The sequence below is a fragment of the Microbacterium sp. B19(2022) genome (genome assembly GCF_012030385.1).
Classification (GTDB): Bacteria; Actinomycetota; Actinomycetes; order Actinomycetales; family Microbacteriaceae; genus Microbacterium; species Microbacterium oxydans_B.
This window is the reverse complement of the sequence record NZ_JAAUVO010000012.1, coordinates 18,168-41,000: the sequence shown is the minus strand read 5'-3', so window position 1 is coordinate 41,000 and position 22,833 is coordinate 18,168. Positions and strand designations below refer to the sequence as shown.

Below are 22,833 nucleotides of genomic sequence, written 5' to 3'. Positions count from 1 at the left end.
GGGGCATGATCCCGGCCGTGCGCACCTTCGGGCGCCTCCTCGCACGGCACGGCCTCGCGCTGGCGGCCTGGTATCTCGCCGGCGAGGCACTTCACGAGATCTTCGTGCAGCTCGCGGGTTTCATAGGCGGACTCACCACGCTCGGCGGGCTCCTGCTCCTGCCGCTCGCCGTGGCCGCGCGCCTGGTGTCGTACGTCGCCATGTACCTCACGGTGCAGCGGTCGCTGCCGCACAGTGCATCCGACCACCGCCCGGGCTACCGGCAGTTCGCGCAGACGACGCTGGTCGCCATCCTGCCGTTCTTCGCGTTCTATGCCGCCTGGGGAATGCTCGACGTCGACATCAAGGCGTTCTTCAACATCGCGAGCGGCATCGCCCTGCGCGACGCCAGCTACGACGCCGCCCAGCTCGGTGACCGCGGCGGCCTCATCGCGGTGGGCGTGCTGCCGGTCGCCGTGCTGGTCATCGCGCTCGTCGTGCGCGTGCTCCTCGCGCGAATCGGCGGGAGACTGCCGACATGGACGCTCGCGCTCGCCGCGTACGCCGAGGTGGTCTGGACCTTCATGCTCTTCACCCTGGTGGGCCAGTGGTGGGCGCAGGCCAAGGAGTGGATCGCCGATCGAGCGGGCGTCGCCTGGTTCGAGGGCATCGGCGACTGGTTCGGGGCCCACGTGCTCCCGGTGGCGGCGCTGTGGGAGACGGTGCTGTGGCTGGTCGGGCTGGTGGTCGCCGCGGTGGTCGTGCCCGCGGCATGGTTGACCGTGGCCGGCGTCATCTACGGCACGACCTTCGACGCGACTCCGGCGGTGCTGGGGCGTATCGAGCAGGCGCCCCCTGGTGCGGTGTCGAACCTCGCGCGAAACCTCGCACTCCGCCTCGAGGGGCTGTGGGCGGCACTGGCCCTGATCTGGCGCGGCGGCCCCGTCGTGTTCGGCTGCACGGCACTGGCGTATGCCGTGTGGTCGTGGGCCGAGCAGGTCGGTTCGCGCGGTCTGCTCCAGCTCGTCGGCGCGCACGACACCGCGTTCTGGTCGGGCTTCTTCCCGCTTCTCCTCGTCGCCGTGGCCGCCGTGGCCGAGCCGCTGCGCGTCGCGATCGTGGCGACCGCCTTCGACACCGTGGTGGGTCGCCCGGAAGCGAGGATGGGCACGCGCGAATCAGGGTTCGATGGGGAAGCGCGCGATCTCGTCGGTGCCGGGGATGTCGAGCGCGAACGGCCCGTCGGCGTCGTCGGGGAGCAGGAACACCGCGAGGATGGCATAGGAGCCTGACTCCTTCTGGCAGCCCGACTCGCCCTCGTCATACGGCACGTCGAGCGCGGACCGGGCGTTGGTCCAGACGCGCGCGCCCTCGGTCTCGGCGAGGGTGAACATCCCGCATCCGGCGGACTCGCCCTCCGCCCTGGCATCGATCCGGATGCTGAGCGTGCGCGATCCCGCCGGTGCCTCGAACTCATCCCAGCGGGCGGAGTCCAGACGGAGTTTCTGCCCGGCGACCTCGGCCCTCCCGTCCTCCGCATCCTGCACCTGCGTACTCTTCGGGGCGGCGGGCAGCACATCGAACCAGACGTGCACGGCGATCGCGGCGGCCGCGGCCACCACGAGCGCCACCAGTGCGAAGCGCTGTGTCCGCCACCAGGTCATGGCGCCCCCAATCGCGGCTCGTCGAGTTCCCTGTCGGTCTCCTGCGGCACCTCATCGAGCGAGAGCGGGAAGGTGATGACGTCGTCGAGACGCGGCGTCGGGTACTCACCGGTGAGTCGCAGCTCTCCGTTCCCGGTCCGTAGGCCCTCCGGAAGCTCGAACGCCAGTGTCCCGACGGTGTCGGTGCCCACTCGCAGCTTGGCCCGGAGCAGCGATGTCGGCGGACGCTCGCTCGCCAGGAAGACCTGCCCGTCGATCACGAGGCTCGCGACGCCGATCACGGCATCCTCCTCGGTCGTCGGTGCGGACGCGGCGAGTTCGATCACGAGCCAGTTCCCCTCGGCCTCCCACTTGTCCGCCACCGTCAGCCGGTCGGCGAACGAGGCCTCCTGCACCGCGGCGATGAGAGTACGGGAAGTGGCCGTGTCGGCGACGGCCGCCCTCGTGAAGAAGGGATCGGTCAGCGCATCCTCGGGCGGTGTGACCGCCGTCACCACGCCGGCCGCGAGGACGAGCGCGATACCCGCGGCCCACGGAATCCATCCGCCGCGCGCGCTCACGGACCGACCTCCACGGGGGTGCGGGCGATCAGGTCGGTCCGTCGCCACGTGATCGCCGACGACGAGAGGATGACCTGGCCGGACTGCTCCCTGGCGTCGTACACATCGAGGTGGGCCTCGTGCTCGTCGAGAGCATCGTCGGCGACGGGGAAGGCGATGCGCACATCGGCGGGGACGCCGGGTTGCAGCACCACCGCGCGCAGCGAACCGTCCGCCCGCCAGGAGCGCGCGGTGTCGGTCACGGCCACGCCCGAGAGTTCGAGAAGCGGTGCGCTCGAGGAGAGCAGCCGTGAGGCGACCTGGTCGGCCGTGCCCTCCACCCCGACCGCGCGGTCGGAGAGGTTCTCCAGTCGCACCGTGACGATGAGCAGGGTCTCACCCGGCTCCGCCTCCAGATACTGCTCCTCGACCTCGTCGGTGACCTCGGCATCCATCACGGTCACGGCGTACAGCGAGGTGCGCGCCTCGCTGCCGGCGGGGACGAGCGACGGCTGCGTCGTCGCCGGGGCGAGGCCGCCGAATGCCACGAACGCTCCCAGCAGGCCGACGATCGCGACCACGGCGGCCCAGAGCGGCACCGCCGCACGGCTGAAGGCACCCGAGGCGGCCTGGCGTACGGAATCGACCACTCCGCCTGTCCTCGTCACGCAGTCAGCCTAGCGACAGGTCTCGAACACGTAGTCGTCGTCGGTCGGGGTGACCAGGTCGCGGTCGCGGAGCACCATCGATGCCGGGGAGTCGTCGTCCGCACACATCTCGGCGAACGGGCGGGGCAGCTCGTCGGCGTATTCGATGTCGATGACGTGATCGCCGTAGACCGCGGTGTAGGCGCCGCACTCGGCGTAGACCGCGCACTCCTCGGTGACCGCGAAGTCGAACCCGGCCTGGTCGTGCAGCACCGCCGCATCCTCGGCAGTGTTCTTCTGCCCGGCCGCGAGGCCGGCCGTATGGGCCGCATCGACCAAAAGTGTGGCCAGCGCCAGGTTGTCGTCGAAGGAGAGCGCCCCGTCAGACCGGGTGTACGAGTCGAGGTTGTCGAACTCGACGGCGTCGAAGCCGTCATCCCCGCACCCCTCGATCCACGGGATCACCGTGGCGGCGATCCGGTCGCGGCGCTCGGCTGTCGACGTGTCGAGCAGTGCCTCGTCGGGCCAATCCGGGTCGAAGACCACCTCGCCGTCACTCTGCAGCAGCAGGTCGCGGGGCCAGGAGTCGAGTTCGTCGGGCTGCGTCTGGAATCCGTTGACGTAGCAGATCGAGTACACGCCCTCGGCCGGCTCCGCGCTCCGGTCCCGGCCGACGATCCCGACCTCGGACGCCGGTTCGTACGCACCGCCGAGCTGGTAGTCGGGGGTCGCGCCGGACGGCGGAAGGCTGAACGACGCGGCGGGTGCCGACGATTCGCCGGACGCGGGGGGAGCGGCGGGCGCCGCGCATCCGCCGAGCGCCAGCACCAGCATGGCGGCGGCGAGCGGCGTTCCGCCCCGGCGCGTCCTCGTGGGCATGGTCACTGCGGGGCGCCGGACGCGGCGACGTCGGCCGGTGCCGGTTCGGCCGGGTTGCGGCGGATGCCGATCCACGACACCACGCCGCCCACGACGAGCAACGCCGCCGTGACCCAGGCCGCATTGTGGAACCCGTCGAGGTCGAGCGTGCCGCCGACGATCGTCGAGAGCATCGCGACGACGAGCAGACCGGCGACGCGGGAGATCGCGTTGTTCACCGCCGAGGCGATGCCGGAGTGGTTCTCATCGATCGCCCCGAGGATCGCCGCGGTCAGCGGCGCCACGGTGAGCGAGAGGCCGAGACCCATCACGATCATCGCGGGCAGCACCTGCCACCAGTAGTCGAAGTCGTCTCCGACGAGCAGCAGCATGAGTGCGCCGACCGCCATGATCAGCGGACCGATGGTCATGAAGATCCGTGGCCCCCACCGGCCGGCCCATTGTCCCGCGCGGGAGGAGATCAGGATCATCAGGATCGTCATCGGGAGGCTCGCGAGCCCGGCCGCCGTGGCGCTGAGACCCGCGCCCTGCTGCAAGTACACGCCGACGACGAAGCCGTTGAGCGACAGCGCCGCGTACACGAAGAGGGTGGCGAGGTTGCCCCAGCCGAAGTCGCGCACCCGGAACAGCCACAGCGGCATGAGCGGCGAGGCCGAGTGCTGCTGACGCCACAGGAACAGGGCGAACAGGGCAGCGCCCACGACGGCGGGGATCCAGATCGCCGGGGACTGCCACCCCATGTTGGGCTGCTCGATCAGGGCGAACACCACTGCGCCGAGGCCGAGCGCGCACAGCGCACCGCTCCACCAGTCGACCTTGATGCCGCGCGGGTGCTCCGGAAGCTTCAGGCGGGCGAGCAGCAGCAGGGTGATGCCGATGGGGATCACGTTGATGAGGAAGACGAAGCGCCAGGACAGGTAGTCGACGAACAGGCCGCCGAGCAGCGGGCCGACGAGCTGGGCTCCGGTCGTGAAGGCGGTCCACACACCGATCGCCCGGGACTGCACGTCGGCGCGCATGGTCGCGGTGATGAGCGCGAGCGAGCTCGGCACCAGCAGCGCGCCGGCCGCACCCTGCGCGGCCCGGGCGATGATCAGCATGAGCGGATCGAAGGCCGCGGCCACCGCGATGGAGGCGATTCCGAACGCGATCAGGCCGATGCGCATCACCAGCACGCGGCCGTAGGCGTCGGACACCGATCCGGCGAGCAGGATCAGCGCGCTCAGCGTGATCAGGTACGCGTCGACCACCCACTGCTGAGTGGTGATGCCGCCGCCGAGTTCGCGGCTGATCGCGGGCAGGGCGACGTTCACGACGGTGCCGTCGAGGAACGTCACGAACGAGGCGAGCACGGCGATCGAGATCACGAGCCGCTGGAGAGGGGCGAAGGAGGAGGCCACAGGCCGACATTACTCCCGGCGGTGGACACCCGGGCGGCGGCGGTCAGGCTGCGGGCGCGGGCGCGGGCTCCTGTCGTTCCCCGTGCGGATCGGGTCGAGGCGCAGCTGGTGCCGGGTGAGGTGCCGGCGTTCCGGCGCGGAGGAGTCGCGCGAGCCCGGCCGTCCCGTCCTGCTCGACGCTGCGGCGCTGCCGAGTGGCGCCGGTGCCGTCGGTGCGCAGCCGGTTGAGCCCGTCGTGCACCCACTCCTCGTCACCGAGTTCACGAAGCGCCGGGGCGATCACGGCCTGCATCCGCTCGGCGACGGTCCGCGCGTCGTCGATCTCCCCGGTCGTCGGGTCGATCACGCGCGCGTCCATGCCGCGGCGAGCAGCGGTCCACAGCGACGCGTCGATCACATCCGCGCCGATCGCGGCGGGAGGCTGGTCGTCGGTCAGCACGATCGCGCGGCTGAGCAGCGCGGCGAGCACCGATTCCTCCGGAGTCAACTGCGCGTCGAAGACCCGCACCTCGACCGTCGGGTAGCGCTCCGAGATGCGCACCGCCCAGGAGAGCGACGCGGCATCGGCGATGGCCCGCAGATCGATGAGTCGCTGCACCCCCGAGCGGTAGTCGGTGAGATCGCGGAAGTGCGGCGGGCTCCACGAGCCGGGCAGACGACGGATCAGGATGCTGCGCCAGCTGGCGAAGGAGGTGTCGCGGCCCTCCACGAACGGGCTGTTCCCGGTGAGGGCCAGCAGCACCGGCAACCAGCCGCGCACCCGGTCGAGTGCGCGCACCCGCTCTTCGTCGTCGAGCACCTCGACGTGCACGTGCAGGCCGTTGACCTCGTGATCGTGGGTGAGATGGCCGAGCTGCTCGGCCACCACGTCGTAGTGCGGGGACGGGGAGACGCCGGAGGAGCGCGTCGTGGCGAACGGCGTTCCCGACGAGGCCGCGATCGCCTGCTGCTCCTGCGCATGCCAGCCGATCAGCTCGCGCAGGTGTCGCAGCTGTGCCTCGGCATCCGCGCCGGTCGAGACGGGCTCGGTGAGGCACTCGATCTGCGAGGTCAGATACTCCTTCGTGACCTCGCCGCCGGTGCGGAGCCGCGTGATGCGCTCGCGCGTGCCGGAGGCCAGAGCCACGGGCACCAACGAGTGCTCATCGAGGAAGAGGAACTCCTCCTCGATGCCGAAGCGGGTCATCCCCGGCCTCAGTGATTCCTGAGGGCGGAGATCAACTCGGACTTCCGCTTGTGGCTGTAGCCGGTGAGTCCCAGTTCCTTCGCGCGTTTGCGCAGCTCCGGAACGGTCCAGTCGTCGTAGTCGCCGTGTTCTCCGCCACGGCGACCGACGGCGCTGCGGCCTTCCTTCGCGGCCGCGTTCGAGATGCGCGCCGCCTTCTCCTTGGACGCCCCGTCGTCCCTGAGCTCTTCGTACAGCTCGGGGTCCTTGAGCGAATTGTTCCGTCGTCCTGGCATGGGCTCATCCTTTCGCGCACTCGGAGGGTGGAAGTCAACCCCCTCTGGAAGATGGCTCCTGAGAGCTAGCGTGGTGTCACCGCAGTCGGGCGTTCGCGCCCCGAAAGAAGGGAAAGACCGATGAACATCCTCCTGATCATCGTCATCGTCGTCGCAGTGATCCTCGCGATCACCGGAGGACTGGTGCAGTCGCTCCAGTTCCTCCTGTGGGTCGGACTCGTCCTCCTCGCGATCGCTGTGATCGCCTGGTTGATCCGAGCGATCAGCGGCAGCCGCAAGGTCTGACCGAGGTCTGATCCCGAAGAGGTGGGGCCCGCCCGATGGCGGGCCCCACCTCTTTGCCGTTTCCGGGCGACTCTCGTCCTACTTCTTGTCGAACGCGTCGCGCACGCTGTCGCCGGTCTTCTCGGCGGCGTCCTTCACGTTCTGACCGGCCTGCTTGGTCGATGCCTTGACCTGATCTGCCTGGCCCTCGGCCTCGAGACGCTCGTTGTCGGTGAGCTTGCCGACGCCCTCTTTGACCTTTCCTGCGGCCTTCTCGGCGGCGTTCTTGACGTCATCTGCAGCACTCATGTTCTGCTCCTCTCCTAGGGCGGATTCGATTGATGCCGACCTTTCCACGCGGGCGCGGAACGGGCCACGGGATTGACAATCCGGCTCGCTCATGTCAGCGTTCCGCCCCATCGACGCGGGGTCCCCGAGGGACTAGCCTGGCGCCAGGCGGGTGGTCCTGCCCGCGGACCTCGAAGGAAGCGGTGAGCGATGGACTCGATGATGATGGGCGCCATGTCGAAGAACATGGAGTCGATGCCCGACATGGGCATGATGGACATGTCCGTCATGCAGGCGTGCATGGATGCGTGTGCCGCGTGCGAGCAGGCGTGCACGGTGTGCTCGACGCAGATGATGGACTGTTCGCCGGCGTGCATGAACTGCGCCGACATGGCGAACACCATGATGCGCTCGATGATGCGGATGCAGGGCATGACGCCGGCCTCGATGATGGCCATGCTCAACGCGTGCATCGCGATGTGCCAGGTCTGCATGGACGAGTGCATGCGGCATGCCGACGACAGCGACGTGTGCCGCATGTGCGCTCAGGCGTGCCAGGCGTGCATGGATGCCTGCATGGCCATGAAAGACATGATGATGGCGAGCGCCTGACGGGCGATCGCTCTCGACGGCCCGTCGGTGACGGGCCGCGTCAGACGGTGGCGACGTTGAACTGCGTGCGCCCGACGGCGAGTACGCCGTAGCGGGCATGCAGTGCGACCGGTGTGCCCGGTGCTGCTTCGAGCGCCGCGCCGGATCCGTTCCACAGCTCGTGGACCTCGCCGTCCAGTGTGCGCACGACGAGGTCGCCGGCGACGGCATCCGTCGTCACGACCAGCGCGTCGACCCACCCCGCGGGCGTCGCCGAGGCGATGCGCGCCTGGATCAGATGCAGCGCGTGGCCGGGTGCGAACGAGGAGCACCGGTCGCCGTGGCTGCACATGCACGCTGCACGCTCACGCACCGGGAGGGGCGAAAGGCGGTTCAGCGGCGTGGACACGGTGGTCTCCTTCAGGATCGACGTTCCGGAAAGACTAAGTCGGGTTCCGGGTCGGAGCCAGGCGGGCCGACACGGAGTGAAACAAACGGGTGTAGTCTCTCGGGGTGCTGTCGTCGATGAGCGCCCCTCGGGCGCAGAGCGGAGCTGCAGGCGCCTTCCGCGCCGCAGGCAGAGGCTGAAGACCGGCCGGAGGCGGAACTCCCGTCCCCGGTGCTGCGTCATACCCCGGCATCCGTCCCGGGCACCTCATCCGATCGACTCGCCCTCTGCGGCGACCACTCCTGAAAGCACTCTCATGCGTCCCATCGACGAGCGCGGCATCCGCGCCTCCTTCCTCAATGCCTCCCGCAAGGAGGTCTCCGACCTGACCCTCCCGCCCGGCTTCGCCGAGATCGACTTCGACCGGCTCGACTTCCTCGGCTGGGTGGATCCGAAGATGCCCCGCCGCGCGTACGTCGTCACGTGGGTCGACGACGCCCCGGTCGGTGTGTTCCTGCAGCGCGCCGAGCAGCGCGTGATCGCCCGGGCGCAGTGCTCCTGGTGCGAAGACGTCACGCTCCGCAACGACGTGCAGCTGTTCGTGGCACGCAAGGCCGGTGCTGCCGGACGCAAGGGCGACTCGGTCGGCGTGCTCACGTGTGCCGAGTTCGGCTGCAACCGCAACGTGCGCATCCTCCCGCCGCTGGCCTACCAGGGCTTCGACCGCGAGTTCGCGCGCGATCTGCGCATCCTGCGTCTGCAGGAGCACGTCGCCGGCTTCCTCGCCGAGGTGGCGGGGCCGACGGCCTAGCCGACGCGTGCGCGTCCGGTCGTCCGGGCGCGCACGTGCTCGCGGGCGGGAGCGGCCAGCTCAACCGAGAGCCGCGCGAACTCCTCGAAGCTGCGTCGTCCGGGCCAGTCGGCCGGCAGCATCGACGGCGGAAGCCCGGGGTCGGTGTAGGGCAGCACCCGCCAGCGGTCGATCAAGTGCACGTACGCGGCGAACGGCTCGGAAGGCAGCGCGGTGAGCTGGTCCTGGAAGTCGAGGTGCTCGGCGCGCAGGGCCGCGAGATCCCACCACTGCGCGGCAGCTTCGACGAGCGTGCCGGCCGGCGCGGGGGCGGATGCCTGGAACAGGGTCGCCCGACTCCGGGCGTCGAGCTCTTCGAGGATCTGCTCCACCTCGTCGTGGAGGTGCCCCGGACAGATCCACAGCGCGGGGGACACGACGCCGGCGCCGATCCACTGCAGGCGGCGGCGCAGCTGGTGGCGGATGCTGCGTGCGCTCTCGGGAATCGAGAACGAGATCAGGCACCAGGGGTCGGCATCCGTCATCTCGCGCATCTCGAAGATGCGGCGGTCACCGCGCTCGAGCATCCCGACGGCGGCCGGGTTGAGGCGATAGCCGATCCCGGCATCGCGCTCCGCGAGCAGGAGCCCCTTCTGCTTCAGACGTGTGATGCCGGTGCGGGCGGGGCCTGCCTCGATCCCGAGGTCGCCCGCGAGCGCGACGAGGTCGGCCGCCGAGATCCAGCCGCCGAGCGGGCGCAGGAACACCCCGACGAGTGTCCGCAGCAGCGAGGCGGTACTGCCGGGGCGTGCGTCGATGTCATCGAGCACGGGCGCGGCGGCGAGGTCAGAAGTCACCGGACTCCAGGGCGTCGCGCACGGCCAGGACCCCCGTGATCGTCTCGACGTGCGAGGTGCTCAGTGGGGAGAGCCCGAGGCGGATGCCGTCGGGGAAGCGGAAGTCGGGGATGATGCCGTCGGCCCACAGCCGCCGCGTGACTTCGCGGAAGTCCGGGTGGCCGATCGTCACGTGGCCGCCGCGGAGGTCGGCGTCGCGCGGGCTCAGCAGCCGCACGCCGAGAGGTGCGAGCACCTCGTCGTATGCGCGCACCGCGAGGTCGGTCAGCGACTGCGACTTCGCCCGGACTCCGGCGATCGTGGACTGCTCGATGAGGTCGAGCATCCCCTGCATCGCGAGCATCGACGTCACCGGCGGGGTGCCGCTCAGCAGCTGACGGATGTCGCCCGCCGGCACGTACTCCGGCCCCATCGCGAAGATGTCGGCCGCGCTCCACCAGCCCTGGATCGGCTGACGCAGCACACCCTGGAGTCCGTGACGCAGGTAGGCGAACGCGGGGGAGCCCGGTCCGCCGTTGAGGTACTTGTAGGTGCAGCCGACGGCCAGGTCGACGCCCCACTCGTCGAGCTGCATCGGAATCACGCCGGCCGAGTGGCAGAGGTCCCACATCATGAGCGCGCCCGCGTCGTGCGCTGCGGCGGTGATGCCGGGCATGTCCGCGAGGGCGCCGGAGCGGTAGTCGACGTGGCTCAGCGAGACCAGGGCCGTGCGTTCCGACACGACGGCCTCGACGTCGGCGACGGTCACGCCGTGCACGGGATCGGGTTCGAGCCAGCGCAGGGTCATGCCGGTCTCGGCCGCGACGCCCTCGGCGAGGAACCGATCGGTGGGGAAGTTGCCGGCCTCGATGACGAGCTCGGTGCGGTCCGGGTCGGCTGCTGCGGCGGCGCGCATGAGCTTGTAGATCAGCACGCTCGTCGAGTCGGCCACGACGGTCTGGCCGGCCGCGGCGCCGAGCGCGACCCGGCCGATGCGGTCTCCGAGCTCCATCGGCAGCGCCATCCACTGCTCGTCCCAGGAGCGGATGAGCCGCGTGCCCCAGTCTTCCCGCACGAACGCGGCGAGCTTCTCCGGGATGTCGCGCAGCGGGCGGCCGAGCGAGTTGCCGTCGAGGTAGGCCGTGACACCCGGCGCCTCGGCGAACGCGTCGAGGTGGGCACGCAGCGGGTCGGCGGCGTCGAGGGCGCGGGCGGCGTCGAGCAGGTCGGTGTCGCGGGGGTCGGTCATGGTCACACCTTCAGGTCGGCGGGGGTGAGGGGTCGGGCGTCGAGCGGGTCGGCGGTCGCGGGGGTGCCCCCGGGGAGGAGCAGGAGAGTCGAGAGGGGGGCGAGCGGGTCGACCGAGGAGAGTGCTCGCCAGAGGGCGGCGTCGTCGAGCCCGGCCTCGCGGAGGGCGGCGATCTCGCGCGGGTTCAGGTCGACCGGCATCGGACCGTTGCCCAGGTCGGTGCCGTAGAGCACGGTGCCGCCCGCCGCGTGGAAGCGGCGGACGTTGTCGATCGCGGCCTCGCGCTCGGGGCCGTCGTGGATCGCGAGGGTCGAGATCCAGGAGGCACTCGCCGCCTGCCGCTCGATCACGGAATCGTCGAGGCGTTCGGTGAAGGGCGCGTGCGCGAGTCGGGCGGCACCGAGACCGACGACCCGCTCCGCTTCGCCCGCGCCCTCGGCATGTGCGACGACGAGGAGCCCGCGGTCGGCAGCGAGCCCGACGATGGTGCGCAGGAGCGAGTCCGAGAACACCGGTCCGGCGGTGCTGTTGCTGGTGACCTTGATGCACGAGGCTCCGGCCGCGGCCATCTCGGACACGGCTGCGGCGGCGGCATCCGCATCGGCGATCTCTCGCACCGACCCGGCCGGCGCCCACGAGCGGTCGGACGGGTAGCCGCCCGGCGCGGTGAGGAACGCGCCGGCGAACTCGATACGGACGTGGTGCTCAGCGAGCCGCCGAACCACGTCGGGATTCCCGCCGAGGTCGACCACCCGGCCGAGGCGCGACCCCGCCAGCCGGGCGTGCTCCACCAGCTGCAGGTGCACGTGGTGGTCGGTGAACCCGCCGACGACGACACCGTCGAGGCGGGGGAGCCCGGCGGTCGGAACCGCATCCTGCAGCCGCATGCGCCCGTCGGTGAGTTCGACGACGCCCTCGCGCCAGCCGATCCCGTCGAAGAACGTGGCGGCGTGCATCAGCGACCGATCTCGGTGCGCACGGTGTAGAGCTCGGGGAAGAAGGTCAGATCCAGGGCGCGCTGCAGGAAGCCGACACCACTGGAGCCGCCGGTGCCGACCTTCATGCCGATCGTGCGCGCGACCGTCTTGAGGTGCCGGAACCGCCAGAACTGGAAGTTGTCCTCGAGGTCGACCAGGTCCTCGCACGCCTCGTACAGGTCCCAGTACCGGCTCGGGTCCTGGTAGATCTCGCGGATCGCGGGTACGAGCTCCGGCGTCTCGCGGTAGGGCTCGCGCACGTCGCGCTCGAGGATCGCGGTCGGGATGGGCAGTCCACGACGCGCGGCGAAGCGCAGGAACTCGTCGTACAGCGTCGGCTTCTCCCACTCGGCCGTGAGCAGCGCGAGGTTGGCGGGGTGGTCGGCGAAGACGGTCAGCATCTTCTCGTTCTTGTTCCCCAGGGCGAACTCCACCGCGCGGTACTGCACGGACTGGAAGCCCGAGGAGTTGCCGAGCGCTCCACGGAACTGCGCGTACTCGGTCGGGGTCAGGGTGGCGAGCACCGACCACTGCTGCGTCATCACGTCCTGGATGCGCTTGACGCGGGCGATGCGCTTGAGGGCCTCGCGCAGGTCGTCGCGGGCGAGCAGCTCACGGGCGGAGGAGAGCTCGTGCAGCAGCTGCTTGAGCCAGAGCTCGGTGGTCTGGTGCTGGATGATGAACAGCATCTCGTCGTGGTGCTGCGGTTCGCTCACCGGATGCTGCGCGGTGAGCAGCTGGTCCAGCGCCAGGTACGACCCGTAGGTCATCCGCCCGGACAGGTCGGTGACGATCCCGGATTCGAGGGCGCGTTCGTTCTCGGTGTGCATGCGCCGAACATATCACTTCTGCGGCGATCGTCACAGAAGTGAAATGTCTGTGCGACTCCCGGTGGGGCGCGTCAGCGGGTGGTGTTCGCGTCCAGGAAGTCGATCGTCTTCTGCAGGGCGGTCCGCGCATCCGGCAGGTCGAGGTGGAACTGATACTCGTGCGGGAGCTGCGGCTCGTGCGGAGCGGGCCAGAACTGCGTCGTCACGTCGACACCGAGTTCGTCCAGGCGCTGGGCCATCGGGATCGACTGCAGCCACGTGAGCCCGTCGCCGTTGCCGCCGGAGATGTAGGTCGTGGGGAAGTCGGCGGTGACCCAGTCGATGGTCGACATCGTGGCGCCGGTGGAGTCCTCCGCCCAGGTCTTCGTGCCCGAATATGCCCACATGGCCGACTTGAGTCCCCAGCCGGCCAGCCCGTCGAGCTGGGCGAGCGCCGACAGGTCGTACACGCCGCAGTTGAGCACGGTCGCGACGAGTTGGTCGGGCGCGAGCGACGGGGTGATGCCCATGATCTCGGCGTAGTCCTTGCTGGTGATCAGCGTCGCCATCTGGCTGGCGAGCTGTCCGCCGGCGGAGTCGCCGGCGAGGACGATCTGGTCTGCGTCGACGCCCAGCTCCTCGGCGTGCTCGTCGATGTAGGCGAGGGCCGCGTCGAGCTGGTGGACGGCGAGCGGATACACGCCCTCCGGGCCGATCGTGTAGTTCACGGCGATGGTCGTGTATCCCTCGGCGGCGAGGATGCGCATGTAGGGGTCGACGTTCTCCTTCGCCCCCGAGATCCAGGCGCCGCCGTGGATCCAGACGACCGTCGGCAGGGGGCCGTCGGCGGATGCCGGGCGGAAGACGTCCATCGTGGTGTCGGCGCCGTCGTCACCGTAGGCGACATCCTTCTGCTCCGACAGCTTCGTGTCGGGGACGTGCTTGTCCATCTCGGCGGCCGTCTCCTCGCCGCCCTGGGTGAACACGGCGCGGATGACCATGGCCGACGGCCAGGGCGTGATCGTTCCGACGATCGCGACCACGGCGACCACCGCGACGATGATGCCGAGGGCGATCTTCGTCCGATGCCACGGCTTGCGGGCCTTCGTCGGGCGTGCGGGTTCTTCGGTGTGCGCGTCGATGCTCATGGACCCCTCCACCGATCAGTGTGCCAGTAGTCCGGGGCGCGATTCGAACGCCGGCGGATGGAGGTCAGTCGGCCAGCCCGGCGAGGAGTCGACTCAGGCCGTATTCGAACGCACGGTCGACGTCGCCGCCCAGGCGGAAGGCGCCCGAGAGCTCCATCTGCAGGAACCCCGTCGCCCAGGCGGTGAAGAGACGGGCGGCATCGAGCGCGTCGTCCTCGCCGACCAGTGCAGCTGTCGCACGGATCAGCGGCGCGGCCGAGCGATCGAGTGCATCGTGTGGCGCGGCGACGGTGAACATGATCCGGAAGCCCTCCGGATGCGCGTGGGCGAACGAGCGGTAGGCATGGGCGAGCGGGGTGAGATCGTCGCCCGCGGCCTCGAGCCGAGCCGTGAGCGCCTCGATGGACGCGGTCGCCACCGCGGCGTGCAGTGCGTCTCGGTCCCGGATCCGCTTGTACAGCGACGGGGCGCGCACGCCCACGCGTTCGGCGACGGCCTGCATCGTGAGGCCCGCGGGTCCTGCGACCTCGAGGATCTCGCGGCCCGCGGCGACGATCTCCTCGACGGATGTGCGTTCGGGTGTCGGCATCGCGTCCTCCTGCATGGCTATTGACAATAGCCATGATAGCTACGTAACGTAGCCATCGCAAACATTCCGAGAGGATCCGCCATGAAGCTCGCACCCCACCTGCACCGCATCGGCAACGACATCGTCGCCGCGTACCTCGTCGACCTGCCCGAGGGCATCACCCTGATCGACGCGGGCCTCCCCGGGCACTGGCACGACCTTCAGCGCGAGCTCGACGACATCGGTCGTCCGCTCTCCGATATCCGCGGCCTCGTCCTGACCCACGGCGACGGCGACCACATCGGGTTCGCCGAGCGGTTGCGGCAGGAGGCGGGCGTCCCGGTGTTCATCCACGCGGCCGACAGCCACCGGGTGCGCACGGGGGAGAAGCCGAAGACGCCCATGGGGCCGGCCCGGGTCGGCCCGACGCTGGGCTTCTTCGCCTACGGCATCCGCAAGAATGCGCTGCGCACCCGCCACGTCGCCGAGGTGATCGAGGTCGCCGACGGCGATGTGCTCGAGCTGCCGGGTGCCCCTCTCGTGATCGGCATGCCGGGGCACTCGCCGGGCAGCATCGCCGTGCACGTCCCGGCCGTGGATGCCGTCTTCGTCGGCGATGCGCTGACCACGCGTCACGTGCTGACCGGGCGCACCGGTGCGCAGCCTGCGCCATTCACGGACGAGCCGGCAGAGGCCCTCGCCTCGCTCGACCGGCTCGGCTCCCTCTCGGCGTCCTGGGTGCTGCCGGGGCACGGAGCTCCTTGGCACGGCTCGCCCGCCGACATCGCCGCTGCGGTCCGCGCTTCGGCCTGACGACGCATCAGGCGAGAATGGTCGCCGTATCGCTGATCGTGATCTGCGGCGGATAGAGCCCCATGACCTGCAGGGCGGCCGCGTGGTTCTCAGCCGTCGACCCGGCGCAGGCGTCCGCGGCGATCGTGACGTGGGTGCCGGCATCGGCCGCGGCCAGCGCCGTCGAGATGACGCAGCAGTCGGTCGAGACACCTGCCAGCACGACGTGAGCGCCGCGACCGACGACGGCCTCGATCTCGGGACCCCACTTGCCGAACGTCGGCAGGTCGATCGTCGGATGCGGCGACAGCCCCGCAGCCTCAGGGACGAGGTCGAAAAGCGGATCGCCGGGCGGCTGGTCGGCGAAGGGCCAGGTGGCGAAGTAGTCGCCCCACGAGGTCGACCGGTCGGCGGTCGGCATCCACCGCGTGACCAGCACCCGGTCGCCGAACGCATCGGCCAGTTCGCGGATGCGCGGCATCACCTCCGCGAAGAACGGCGAGCCCCAGACGGAGTCCGCAGAGGCGAAGATCGCCTGCGGATCGATCACCACGAGCCAGGCGTCGTCGAGCGCCCGAGCGGTCACGCGTTCTCCTGCCGCCGGATCTTGCCGGCCCGCGCGAAGTACGTCACGACGAACGACAGCACCAGCGCGAAGAACACTCCGAGGTTCGCGTACGCCCAGTCGCCGTCGGGTCCGCCGACGAGGAACAGCAGGTAGCCCTGCCAGTTGTTCCACGGGGCGTCGTCGGCGAAGCCGTTGAGCACCAGACCCCAGCCGATCGCGCTCGTCACGACCATGGTGCCGATCGAGGTCCAGTCCCAGGCGCCGTAGCGGCCGCGGCTGTCGAACAGCGCCTCCTCGTCGTAGTCCTTCTTCCGGCGCAGGATGTCGGCGATCAGGATGCCCGCCCACGAGGCGAGGGGCACGCCGAGCGTGATCAGGAAGCTCTGGAACGGCCCGAGGAAGTCGGTCGCGAAGAACACCACATAGATGGTGCCGATCGTGAGGATCACTCCGTCGATCGCGGCGGCAGAGGGGCGCGGGATGCGGATGCCGAGGCTGAGCAGCGTCAGCCCGGAGGAGTAGATGCCGAGCACCGCGCCGGAGACGAGCGCGAGCACAGCCGTGAGCAGGAACGGCACGAGCACCCAGACCGGCAGGATCGAGGCGAGCGCACCGATCGGGTCGAACTGCACCGCGTTGAAGAGTTCTTCGTCGGAACCGGCGAGCAGCACACCGAAGACGACCAGGATCACCGGGGCCACCGATCCACCGATGGTGTTCCAGGCGACGATCGACCCGTCGGATGCCGTGCGCTTCTGGTACCTCGACCAGTCGGCGGCGATGTTGATCCAGCCGAGCCCGAACCCGGTCATCACCATGACCAGGGCGCCGATCACCTGGCCGATGCCGCCGTCGGGGCGGGCCAGGACGGCGGCGAGGTCGATGCTGGGCGCCGCGAGGATGATGTAGAGCACGGTGACGATGCCGGTGACCCAGGTGAGCACCGACTGCAGCTTCATGATCGTGTGATAGCCGAGCACGGATGCCGTGACGATCAGCGCCGCGACGATCACGGTGGCGATGATCTTGAGCGCGATGCTGTCGCCGTCGCCGCCCAGCTGCGTGATCACGGTGGCCGTCGCGAGCACCGCCATGATCGCGAGGAACGTCTCCCACCCGATCGAGGTCAGCCACGAGACGATGCCCGGCACCTTCTGGCCGTGCACGCCGAACGCCGCACGCGAGAGCACCATGGTCGGCGCCGATCCGCGCTTGCCGGCGATCGCGATGAGTCCGCAGAGCAGGAAAGAAACCACGATGCCGATGACCGAGACGAGCGTCGCCTGCCAGAACGAGATGCCGAAGCCCAGGACGAATGAGCCGTACGACATGCCGAACACGGAGACGTTCGCCGCGAACCAGGGCCAGAAGAGGTCGCGCGGCTTCGCGGTCCGCTCGGACTCGGGGATGATCTCGATGCCCGCACGCTCGATCAGGGCCGGCTTGATGTCCGTCATGCTGACATCCTGGCACTGCCGGGACGGCGCCGCGCGGACTTCGCGGCGCGGATCGCCCCGCGGCTCAGCCCGCGAAGAATGACTGCGCGGTGCGCGTGAGGTCGTGCAGGTCCGAGACCCCGGCGAGCTCGCGTGCGGAGTGCATCGAGAGGATCGGGATGCCGACGTCGACCGTGCGGATGCCGAGCCGTGTCGCGGTGATCGGACCGATCGTCGATCCGCAGGGCACGCCGTTGTTCGACACGAACTCCTGGCCGGCCACGCCGGCGCGCTCGCACCAGGCCGCCCAGGATGCCGCGCCGACGGCATCCGTCGCATACCGCTGGTTCGCGTTGATCTTCAGGATCGGGCCCGAGCCGAGCACCGGCTGCACCACCGGGTCGTGCTTGGCGGCGTAGTTCGGGTGTACCGAGTGGCCGACGTCGCTCGACAGGCACCACGACGAGGCGTAGGCCTGGCGGCGTGCGGACCCATCGGCGCCGAGACCCGCGTACACGCGTTCGAGCACGTCTTCGAGGAACGGGCCGGCGGCGCCGGAGCGCGACGCGGAGCCCAGCTCTTCGTGATCGAAGGCGGCCAGCACGGCGATCGGTCCGCCTGCTGCGGGGTCGTGCGCCTCGAGGGCGACCACTCCGGCGTGCACCGAGGCCAGGTCGTCGAGGCGGCCGGATGCGAAGAACGCGCTGTCCTTGCCGAAGACGGCTCCGCGCGCGGTGTCGGCGACCACGACGTCGTAGCCGCGGATGTCGGCGGCCGACACATCGGCGGATGCGGCGAGCTCGGCGAGGATGTCGGCTTCGCTCGGGTCGCCGAGTCCCCACACCGGCTGCGTCTCGGTCTGCTTGTCGAGGGCCAGTCCGTTGTTGACGCCCCGGTCGAGATGGATCGCGAGCTGCGGAAGGCGCAGCAGCGGTCCGGTGTCGGCGAGCACCACGCGACCGTCCGCCAGCGCCAGGCGTCCGGCGAGGCGCAGCTCACGGTCGAGCCAGGAGTTCAGCAGCGGCCCGCCGTACACCTCGACGGCGGCCTGCAACCAGCCGCGCGAACCCGTGGTCGGCTGCGGCTTGAGCTTGAAGCCGGGGGAGTCGGTGTGCGCACCGAAGATCTGCACGGGAGTCGTCGCGGTGGCATCCGCCGGCACGGTCCAGGCGATCGCGGCGCCGTCGCGCACGACGACGTGCCGGCCGCCCGCCTCGGTCGGCCAGGGGTCCTCCTCGCGCAGCGGCGTGAACCCGGCTGCTTCCAGCCGTCGAGCGACCTCCGCCGCCGCGTGGTAGCTCGAGGGCGAGGCGGCGACGAAGTCGGCGAGGTCCTCGGCGTGGGCGAGTGCGACCGGGGTGACGGGCATGGCGGGCCTTCCTGGAGACGAGCGGTCCTTCGAGCGTAGCCGGGGTGATGCGCGGGTCCGCTTCCTGCCACGGGCCGTCGTTTGCCTGGTGTTCATCCCGCCGGGTTAGGCTCGTCTCGATAGCGCCTAGGGTTCCGGGGTCCACACCCGTCTGGTCCGAGCGGCGCCACGGTTCTCCTCCGCAGGAGGGCCGTCATCTGACAGGACAAAAGCCCGGAGGACCCTGTTCGTCGCGCCGCGCGCCGGACGGAAGGGTCTCGTCGTGTCCTCTCTCGCGTTCGTCCTCGTCTTCGGGGCGGCCATCGCCCACGCCGCGTGGAACATCATCGCCCACGGCGTCAGCAGAGCGGGGTCGCCGTTCCTCTGGTGGGGCGCGGTCGGCAGCACGCTCGTCTGGATCGGCGTCGTGCCCTTCACGGGCGGTCTGGGAACGGATGACCTCGGCTCCTTCGCGCTGGGCGTGACCGTCTCGGCGGTGCTGCACGTGGCCTACATGACGGTGCTGCAGCGCGGCTACCGCGAGGGGAACCTCTCCACCGTGTACGCGACCGCGCGGGGAACCGGACCGTTCCTGTCGGTGATCGTGGCGGTGCTGCTGCTCGGGGAGCGACCCTCGGTGGTGGCGCTGATCGGGGTGGCGGCCGTGATCGTCGGCGTCGTGGCGATCGGTCTCGTCGACCGGGGGACCGGAGGTCGCTCGCGGCGCATCGATCCCGGCATCCTGTTCGGCCTGCTCACCGGGGTCGCGATCGCGGTCTACACGATCTGGGACGCGCACGCGGTGCGCACCTGGAACCTCTCGCCCGTCGCGTTCATGGTCGGCACGAGCCTGCTGCAGGTGCCGTTCTACTCGTTCGCGGTGCGCCGCCGATGGGATGCCGTCTGGGCGCTCGGTCGCGCGCAGTGGCGACGGATCCTCGTCTTCGGCATCCTGTCGCCGCTGTCGTACATCCTCGTGCTGACCGCGATCCAGATCGCCCCGGTGGCGCTGGTGGCGCCGCTGCGCGAGGTGAGCGTCGTGCTGGTGAGCCTGTTCGGAGTGTTCGTGCTGCGCGAGTCGCGTCCGGGCTGGCGGATCGCGGCTTCGCTCGTCGTTGTCGCGGGGATCGTCCTGCTGGCCCTGTGATCAGCGGAAGCTGACGAGCCCGGCGTGCGCGGCCGTGACGAGGATCTGCACGCGGTCGCGCAGGTGCCACTTCGACATCATGCGTCCGAGGTGCGCCTTCACCGTGCCCTCGGAGACGATCAGTGCCTTTGCGATCTCGGCGTTGGACATGCCCTTCGCGAGGCAGTTCAGCACCTCGGTCTCGCGGTCGGTGAGAGGTTCGAGGGCATCGGCGTCTGCGGCGACGGGCGTGGAGTCGCGCACGTGCTTGATCAGCATCGAGGCGATCCGCGGGGAGAGCGAGCTGGCGCCGCTGTGCACCTCGCGAACGCCCGTGACGATCTCTTCGGCGCTCGAGTCCTTGAGGAGGTACCCGGAGGCGCCGGCACTCAGCATCGGGAGCACCGTGTCGCTGCCGTCGAGAGTCGTCACAGCGAGCACGCGGACGTGCGGCCAGCGCTCGGCGATCACGCCGGTGGCCTCGATGCCGTCCATCTCGGGCATCTGCACGTCCATCATCACGACGTCGGGCTGCTCGCGCTCAACCGTGGCGATCGCTTCCACGCCGTCCTCCGCCTGGGCGATCACGGTGATCTCGGGGTCGCGGGAGACGAAGTGCGACAGCGCCGAGCGGACCAGGGGATCGTCATCGACGATCACGACACGGATTTCCTGCATGGGGGAAGCCTAACGGCGCGGGCGACAGGTGATGACGATGTAGACCTTTGGCTAAAAACCTCTAGACGAGAGACAGATGTGCGCTCCGCGATTCGCCGAGAAGATGAATACAGACATCGACGAACGACTACATAATGGAGGTGAACGTAATGACTTTCTGGCAGCAGGTTGGCAAGTTTTTTGGTCTCGTCCGCTAGCGTACCTGGCGAATAGGAGATAGTGAACCCATGGCCTTCGACCAATCGACCCGACGATCCACGGATTCGTTTCGGTTGGGTCGGGGCGAGAAGCTCAGCGCGATCGAGCGAATCGTCGTCCTGGTCATCGTCTCCATCACCATCGCCACAGACGTCATAGGCTTTTTCACCACCCCGGGTGTGAACCCGGTGGCACTGTTGGTGAGCGTCGCATGCACAGCAGCGTTCGCTCTCTACCTCTGGAATCCGCTCATCGCGACATGCGCCCTCGGCGTCGTGTTCGCCACTTCATTTCTCGTGGGAACCGAGTCCCAGGTTCTGACCGCCGCCGCTGTCGCGGCAGGCCTGGTCATGAGGCTGGGGTGGACCTCCCTGATCCTGTCGTACACCGGTGCGTTCCTCATCGCTGCAGCAGTCGTCGCCAATGGCGATGCTGACACCGATGTGAACGTCGGTCTCTTCCTCATCTTCGCCACGGTGGCCGGAGCTGTCGGGTTCGCCCTACGGCTCGCGTTCGCCCGTGGCAGCCGTCTCGAACGTGAACTCGAGGCGCGCGCCGAGCAGGAGCGCCAAGCCGTACTCGCCGAGCGACGCTGGATCGCCGGTGAGCTGCACGACAGCATCGCGCACCACCTCACGGTGGTCGCGCTGCACGTGCAGATGCTCGAAGACCCCCAGACGAGTTCCGATTCGCAGGAGGCGATCCGAGTCGCCGCGCGCAAGGCGATGACCGATCTCCGCTTCGTGATCGAACTCGCCGACGACGGTCCGCAGTCGTCGAGCGTGCAGACGGGCGACCTCGCCGCCGCGATCGACGAAGCGGCGGAGGAGTTCGAAGCCGCCGGCCACTCCGTCGCCCGAGAGGGTGATCCTCAGGACGAGCGGATCCCGAGAGCCGTCGAGATCGTCCTCGCGCGCATCACGCGTGAATCCGCCACGAACATCCTCAAATACGCTGGCCCCGGCGAGGTGCAGATCACCCTCGCCGTGGACGATGAGGTCGCGCTCCTCACGTTGCGCAGCCCCCTGCCGACGACGCCGCGCCGCGAGCTCTCGTCGAGCCGCACGGGCCTCGGCCGGATGGCGGAGCGGGTCATGGGCGCGAGCGGTGAGTTCAGCGCCGGCGAAGTCGACGGATTCTGGGTCGTGTCGGCCCGACTTCCGGTCGTCTGATGCTCTAGAGTGTGGAAGCACCCTTTCCGCGATCCGCGAGAACCTAGACGAAAGTCTAGGGAAGTCTCGACGTTCGACAGTGTGGAACGGGTTGCGCGCAGCCGTATCCTGAAGGCTCCCCAGATAAAGCGTCCCCAGCGCTGCGATCGCGGGCGCGGTCTTTCTGGCTTCTGAAAAACTTGCGCGCTCGCGATCGCCTTCTGCGTTAACGGCCTGTTTTTCCGGCCTCCGAGCGGTGTTTCCCGCTTCGCTATCCGCCGACCGCGCGCATGTAGTGCCCGTCGGTCGAGATGCCGGATGCGGCGACCGTGAAGCGCACGACCTCGCTGAGGTAGCGGTCCTCCGAGGCCTCGAAGATCCGCCCCTCCGCGTCACGAGACGTGCGGGTCAGCCGCAGGATAGGCGTGCCGCGTGGCACGCGCAGCAGGGCGGCATCCTGATCGTCGGCCGCCACCGCATCGATCACGTGCTGCAGCGTGACGATCGGGTGGCCCACCGACGACAGGTGCTCGGTGATCGACACCTGGTCGAGATCGACGTCGAAGAGGTGTCTGCCCGCGACCTGGGTGTAGTTGAGGCGCTCGAGCATCGTCGGGCGTCCCTCCAGCAGGCGCAGCCGCACGACGCTGACGATCGTGTCGCTCGGGTCGACATCGAGCGCCGCCGCCAGGTCGCCGGCGCGACGCAGGCTCAGCTCCTGCGTCTCGGCCCCGGGGGAGACGCCCAGCTCGCGCGCCCAGCGTGTGAACGGCACCGACACGTCTACGGCCTGATTCGCCTTGCGGGCCACGACGCGGGCCGGCCGTCCGCGGCTCGTCTCGATCAGGCCCTCGCCGCGCAGCGCCGCCAGCGCGTTGCGGATCGGACCACGGGAGGTGTGCCATCGCTCGGCGAGCTCCGCCTCGGTCGGAACGTCGTCGCCAGGATGCAGCCCGCCGGCAGCGATCTGCGCGCGGAGGTCGTCGGCGATCTGGGTGTATACAGCTTCAGCCACATAGGTACATTACTTGATCACGCTGGCGGGCGCGAGCGTGTTCC

27 protein-coding genes are annotated in these 22,833 nt (G+C 69.6%); 7 read left to right on the top strand and 20 right to left on the bottom strand.

What is annotated here, in order from left to right:
• Positions 1 to 5 precede the first annotated feature (5 nt).
• Positions 6 to 1,271, top strand: coding sequence for a hypothetical protein (locus HCX50_RS12290; protein WP_091028435.1), 1,266 nt, complete (start codon positions 6 to 8; stop codon positions 1,269 to 1,271).
• On the opposite strand, the gene HCX50_RS12285 is transcribed toward HCX50_RS12290, so the two are convergent.
• The 7 genes from HCX50_RS12285 to HCX50_RS12255 are packed head-to-tail and all read right to left on the bottom strand — an operon-like array spanning position 1,158 to position 6,569.
• Positions 1,158 to 1,643 carry a hypothetical protein gene (locus HCX50_RS12285; protein WP_167634576.1) on the bottom strand — a complete coding sequence of 162 codons (486 nt, stop codon included), beginning with the start codon at positions 1,641 to 1,643 and terminating at the stop codon, positions 1,158 to 1,160. The two genes, HCX50_RS12290 and HCX50_RS12285, sit on opposite strands and share 114 nt — an antisense overlap.
• Complete coding sequence (locus HCX50_RS12280) at positions 1,640 to 2,203, bottom strand: hypothetical protein (RefSeq protein WP_091028432.1); 564 nt, start codon at positions 2,201 to 2,203, stop codon at positions 1,640 to 1,642. The genes HCX50_RS12285 and HCX50_RS12280 overlap by 4 nt, the downstream gene beginning before the upstream one ends.
• Complete coding sequence (locus HCX50_RS12275) at positions 2,200 to 2,850, bottom strand: DUF4352 domain-containing protein (RefSeq protein WP_140403287.1); 651 nt, start codon at positions 2,848 to 2,850, stop codon at positions 2,200 to 2,202. The genes HCX50_RS12280 and HCX50_RS12275 overlap by 4 nt, the downstream gene beginning before the upstream one ends.
• 9 nt (positions 2,851 to 2,859) lie before the next feature.
• Positions 2,860 to 3,708, bottom strand: coding sequence for an endo alpha-1,4 polygalactosaminidase (locus HCX50_RS12270; RefSeq protein ID WP_237682478.1), 849 nt, complete (start codon positions 3,706 to 3,708; stop codon positions 2,860 to 2,862).
• 2 nt (positions 3,709 to 3,710) lie between these two features.
• The gene (locus HCX50_RS12265; protein ID WP_167634575.1) at positions 3,711 to 5,108 is read right to left on the bottom strand and encodes an MFS transporter; all 1,398 of its coding nucleotides are present in this window, start codon (positions 5,106 to 5,108) and stop codon (positions 3,711 to 3,713) included.
• A gap of 43 nt (positions 5,109 to 5,151) precedes the next feature.
• Positions 5,152 to 6,294: a carboxylate-amine ligase gene (locus HCX50_RS12260; RefSeq protein ID WP_167634574.1), complete on the bottom strand. Its 1,143-nt coding sequence runs from the start codon at positions 6,292 to 6,294 to the stop codon at positions 5,152 to 5,154.
• Between the two features lie 8 nt (positions 6,295 to 6,302).
• Positions 6,303 to 6,569: a DUF7218 family protein gene (locus HCX50_RS12255; RefSeq protein ID WP_167634573.1), complete on the bottom strand. Its 267-nt coding sequence runs from the start codon at positions 6,567 to 6,569 to the stop codon at positions 6,303 to 6,305.
• 120 nt (positions 6,570 to 6,689) lie between these two features.
• Here HCX50_RS12255 and HCX50_RS12250 point away from each other — a divergent pair, with 120 nt between their 5' ends.
• A complete protein-coding gene (locus tag HCX50_RS12250; protein ID WP_017201713.1) occupies positions 6,690 to 6,854 on the top strand; it encodes a hypothetical protein in 165 nt (54 codons plus the stop codon).
• Positions 6,855 to 6,932: 78 nt separating this feature from the next.
• On the opposite strand, the gene HCX50_RS12245 is transcribed toward HCX50_RS12250, so the two are convergent.
• On the bottom strand, positions 6,933 to 7,142 hold the full coding sequence (locus tag HCX50_RS12245) for a CsbD family protein (protein ID WP_029261061.1): 210 nt from the start codon (positions 7,140 to 7,142) through the stop codon (positions 6,933 to 6,935).
• A 189-nt stretch (positions 7,143 to 7,331) separates the two neighbouring features.
• On the opposite strand from HCX50_RS12245, the gene HCX50_RS12240 reads away from it, so the two are divergent.
• On the top strand, positions 7,332 to 7,733 hold the full coding sequence (locus HCX50_RS12240; RefSeq protein ID WP_167634572.1) for a hypothetical protein: 402 nt from the start codon (positions 7,332 to 7,334) through the stop codon (positions 7,731 to 7,733).
• Between the two features lie 40 nt (positions 7,734 to 7,773).
• Here HCX50_RS12240 and HCX50_RS12235 read toward each other — a convergent pair whose 3' ends face one another.
• Positions 7,774 to 8,121, bottom strand: coding sequence for a hypothetical protein (locus HCX50_RS12235; protein ID WP_091028407.1), 348 nt, complete (start codon positions 8,119 to 8,121; stop codon positions 7,774 to 7,776).
• A 295-nt stretch (positions 8,122 to 8,416) separates the two neighbouring features.
• Between HCX50_RS12235 and HCX50_RS12230 the strand changes: the two genes are divergently transcribed.
• Positions 8,417 to 8,911: an FBP domain-containing protein gene (locus HCX50_RS12230; protein ID WP_091028404.1), complete on the top strand. Its 495-nt coding sequence runs from the start codon at positions 8,417 to 8,419 to the stop codon at positions 8,909 to 8,911.
• Here HCX50_RS12230 and HCX50_RS12225 read toward each other — a convergent pair.
• The 6 genes from HCX50_RS12225 to HCX50_RS12200 form a co-directional block, all read right to left on the bottom strand.
• Positions 8,908 to 9,747: a PaaX family transcriptional regulator C-terminal domain-containing protein gene (locus HCX50_RS12225; RefSeq protein WP_167634571.1), complete on the bottom strand. Its 840-nt coding sequence runs from the start codon at positions 9,745 to 9,747 to the stop codon at positions 8,908 to 8,910. The two genes, HCX50_RS12230 and HCX50_RS12225, sit on opposite strands and share 4 nt — an antisense overlap.
• Positions 9,737 to 10,975 carry a kynureninase gene (locus HCX50_RS12220; RefSeq protein WP_091028398.1) on the bottom strand — a complete coding sequence of 413 codons (1,239 nt, stop codon included), beginning with the start codon at positions 10,973 to 10,975 and terminating at the stop codon, positions 9,737 to 9,739. Before HCX50_RS12220 ends, HCX50_RS12225 begins: the two co-directional genes overlap by 11 nt.
• A gap of 2 nt (positions 10,976 to 10,977) precedes the next feature.
• Complete coding sequence (locus HCX50_RS12215) at positions 10,978 to 11,931, bottom strand: hydrolase (RefSeq protein WP_167634570.1); 954 nt, start codon at positions 11,929 to 11,931, stop codon at positions 10,978 to 10,980.
• Positions 11,931 to 12,782 (bottom strand): tryptophan 2,3-dioxygenase, encoded by an 852-nt coding sequence (locus HCX50_RS12210; RefSeq protein ID WP_091027490.1) that lies wholly within the window; start codon positions 12,780 to 12,782, stop codon positions 11,931 to 11,933. Before HCX50_RS12210 ends, HCX50_RS12215 begins: the two co-directional genes overlap by 1 nt.
• A gap of 71 nt (positions 12,783 to 12,853) precedes the next feature.
• The gene (locus tag HCX50_RS12205) at positions 12,854 to 13,909 is read right to left on the bottom strand and encodes an alpha/beta hydrolase (protein ID WP_091027492.1); all 1,056 of its coding nucleotides are present in this window, start codon (positions 13,907 to 13,909) and stop codon (positions 12,854 to 12,856) included.
• A gap of 64 nt (positions 13,910 to 13,973) precedes the next feature.
• Positions 13,974 to 14,498 carry a TetR/AcrR family transcriptional regulator gene (locus HCX50_RS12200; protein WP_091027537.1) on the bottom strand — a complete coding sequence of 175 codons (525 nt, stop codon included), beginning with the start codon at positions 14,496 to 14,498 and terminating at the stop codon, positions 13,974 to 13,976.
• Positions 14,499 to 14,579: 81 nt separating this feature from the next.
• On the opposite strand from HCX50_RS12200, the gene HCX50_RS12195 reads away from it, so the two are divergent.
• Positions 14,580 to 15,290, top strand: a complete 711-nt coding sequence (locus tag HCX50_RS12195) for an MBL fold metallo-hydrolase (protein WP_167634569.1) — start codon at positions 14,580 to 14,582, stop codon at positions 15,288 to 15,290.
• A 7-nt stretch (positions 15,291 to 15,297) separates the two neighbouring features.
• Here HCX50_RS12195 and HCX50_RS12190 read toward each other — a convergent pair whose 3' ends face one another.
• The 3 genes from HCX50_RS12190 to HCX50_RS12180 all read right to left on the bottom strand — a co-directional run bounded on the left by HCX50_RS12190 (position 15,298) and on the right by HCX50_RS12180 (position 18,642).
• Positions 15,298 to 15,855 (bottom strand): isochorismatase family protein, encoded by a 558-nt coding sequence (locus tag HCX50_RS12190; protein WP_167634568.1) that lies wholly within the window; start codon positions 15,853 to 15,855, stop codon positions 15,298 to 15,300.
• Positions 15,852 to 17,294, bottom strand: coding sequence for a purine-cytosine permease family protein (locus HCX50_RS12185; RefSeq protein ID WP_167634567.1), 1,443 nt, complete (start codon positions 17,292 to 17,294; stop codon positions 15,852 to 15,854). Before HCX50_RS12185 ends, HCX50_RS12190 begins: the two co-directional genes overlap by 4 nt.
• A gap of 64 nt (positions 17,295 to 17,358) precedes the next feature.
• On the bottom strand, positions 17,359 to 18,642 hold the full coding sequence (locus HCX50_RS12180) for a M18 family aminopeptidase (RefSeq protein WP_167634566.1): 1,284 nt from the start codon (positions 18,640 to 18,642) through the stop codon (positions 17,359 to 17,361).
• A gap of 262 nt (positions 18,643 to 18,904) precedes the next feature.
• Here HCX50_RS12180 and HCX50_RS12175 point away from each other — a divergent pair, with 262 nt between their 5' ends.
• Positions 18,905 to 19,768, top strand: coding sequence for an EamA family transporter (locus tag HCX50_RS12175; RefSeq protein WP_167634565.1), 864 nt, complete (start codon positions 18,905 to 18,907; stop codon positions 19,766 to 19,768).
• Here HCX50_RS12175 and HCX50_RS12170 read toward each other — a convergent pair whose 3' ends face one another.
• Positions 19,769 to 20,425, bottom strand: coding sequence for a response regulator (locus tag HCX50_RS12170; RefSeq protein ID WP_029261076.1), 657 nt, complete (start codon positions 20,423 to 20,425; stop codon positions 19,769 to 19,771). It lies immediately after the preceding gene.
• Positions 20,426 to 20,652: 227 nt separating this feature from the next.
• Between HCX50_RS12170 and HCX50_RS12165 the strand changes: the two genes are divergently transcribed.
• On the top strand, positions 20,653 to 21,795 hold the full coding sequence (locus HCX50_RS12165) for a sensor histidine kinase (protein ID WP_167634564.1): 1,143 nt from the start codon (positions 20,653 to 20,655) through the stop codon (positions 21,793 to 21,795).
• Between the two features lie 250 nt (positions 21,796 to 22,045).
• On the opposite strand, the gene HCX50_RS20195 is transcribed toward HCX50_RS12165, so the two are convergent.
• Positions 22,046 to 22,789 carry a UTRA domain-containing protein gene (locus tag HCX50_RS20195; protein ID WP_167634563.1) on the bottom strand — a complete coding sequence of 248 codons (744 nt, stop codon included), beginning with the start codon at positions 22,787 to 22,789 and terminating at the stop codon, positions 22,046 to 22,048.
• Positions 22,790 to 22,833: the final 44 nt, after the last annotated feature.

Coding starts and splice junctions, on each gene's coding strand:
- HCX50_RS12180 (WP_167634566.1), bottom strand. CDS start 18,642: ATGCCCGTCACCCCGGTCGCACTCGCCCACGCCGAGGACCTCGCCGAC.
- HCX50_RS12210 (WP_091027490.1), bottom strand. CDS start 12,782: ATGCACACCGAGAACGAACGCGCCCTCGAATCCGGGATCGTCACCGAC.
- HCX50_RS12230 (WP_091028404.1), top strand. CDS start 8,417: ATGCGTCCCATCGACGAGCGCGGCATCCGCGCCTCCTTCCTCAATGCC.
- HCX50_RS12240 (WP_167634572.1), top strand. CDS start 7,332: ATGGACTCGATGATGATGGGCGCCATGTCGAAGAACATGGAGTCGATG.
- HCX50_RS12170 (WP_029261076.1), bottom strand. CDS start 20,425: ATGCAGGAAATCCGTGTCGTGATCGTCGATGACGATCCCCTGGTCCGC.
- HCX50_RS12245 (WP_029261061.1), bottom strand. CDS start 7,142: ATGAGTGCTGCAGATGACGTCAAGAACGCCGCCGAGAAGGCCGCAGGA.
- HCX50_RS12200 (WP_091027537.1), bottom strand. CDS start 14,498: ATGCCGACACCCGAACGCACATCCGTCGAGGAGATCGTCGCCGCGGGC.
- HCX50_RS12250 (WP_017201713.1), top strand. CDS start 6,690: ATGAACATCCTCCTGATCATCGTCATCGTCGTCGCAGTGATCCTCGCG.
- HCX50_RS12260 (WP_167634574.1), bottom strand. CDS start 6,294: ATGACCCGCTTCGGCATCGAGGAGGAGTTCCTCTTCCTCGATGAGCAC.
- HCX50_RS12285 (WP_167634576.1), bottom strand. CDS start 1,643: ATGACCTGGTGGCGGACACAGCGCTTCGCACTGGTGGCGCTCGTGGTG.
- HCX50_RS12270 (WP_237682478.1), bottom strand. CDS start 3,708: ATGCCCACGAGGACGCGCCGGGGCGGAACGCCGCTCGCCGCCGCCATG.
- HCX50_RS12215 (WP_167634570.1), bottom strand. CDS start 11,931: ATGCACGCCGCCACGTTCTTCGACGGGATCGGCTGGCGCGAGGGCGTC.
- HCX50_RS12205 (WP_091027492.1), bottom strand. CDS start 13,909: ATGAGCATCGACGCGCACACCGAAGAACCCGCACGCCCGACGAAGGCC.
- HCX50_RS12220 (WP_091028398.1), bottom strand. CDS start 10,975: ATGACCGACCCCCGCGACACCGACCTGCTCGACGCCGCCCGCGCCCTC.
- HCX50_RS12185 (WP_167634567.1), bottom strand. CDS start 17,294: ATGACGGACATCAAGCCGGCCCTGATCGAGCGTGCGGGCATCGAGATC.
- HCX50_RS12195 (WP_167634569.1), top strand. CDS start 14,580: ATGAAGCTCGCACCCCACCTGCACCGCATCGGCAACGACATCGTCGCC.
- HCX50_RS12290 (WP_091028435.1), top strand. CDS start 6: ATGATCCCGGCCGTGCGCACCTTCGGGCGCCTCCTCGCACGGCACGGC.
- HCX50_RS12165 (WP_167634564.1), top strand. CDS start 20,653: ATGGCCTTCGACCAATCGACCCGACGATCCACGGATTCGTTTCGGTTG.
- HCX50_RS12255 (WP_167634573.1), bottom strand. CDS start 6,569: ATGCCAGGACGACGGAACAATTCGCTCAAGGACCCCGAGCTGTACGAA.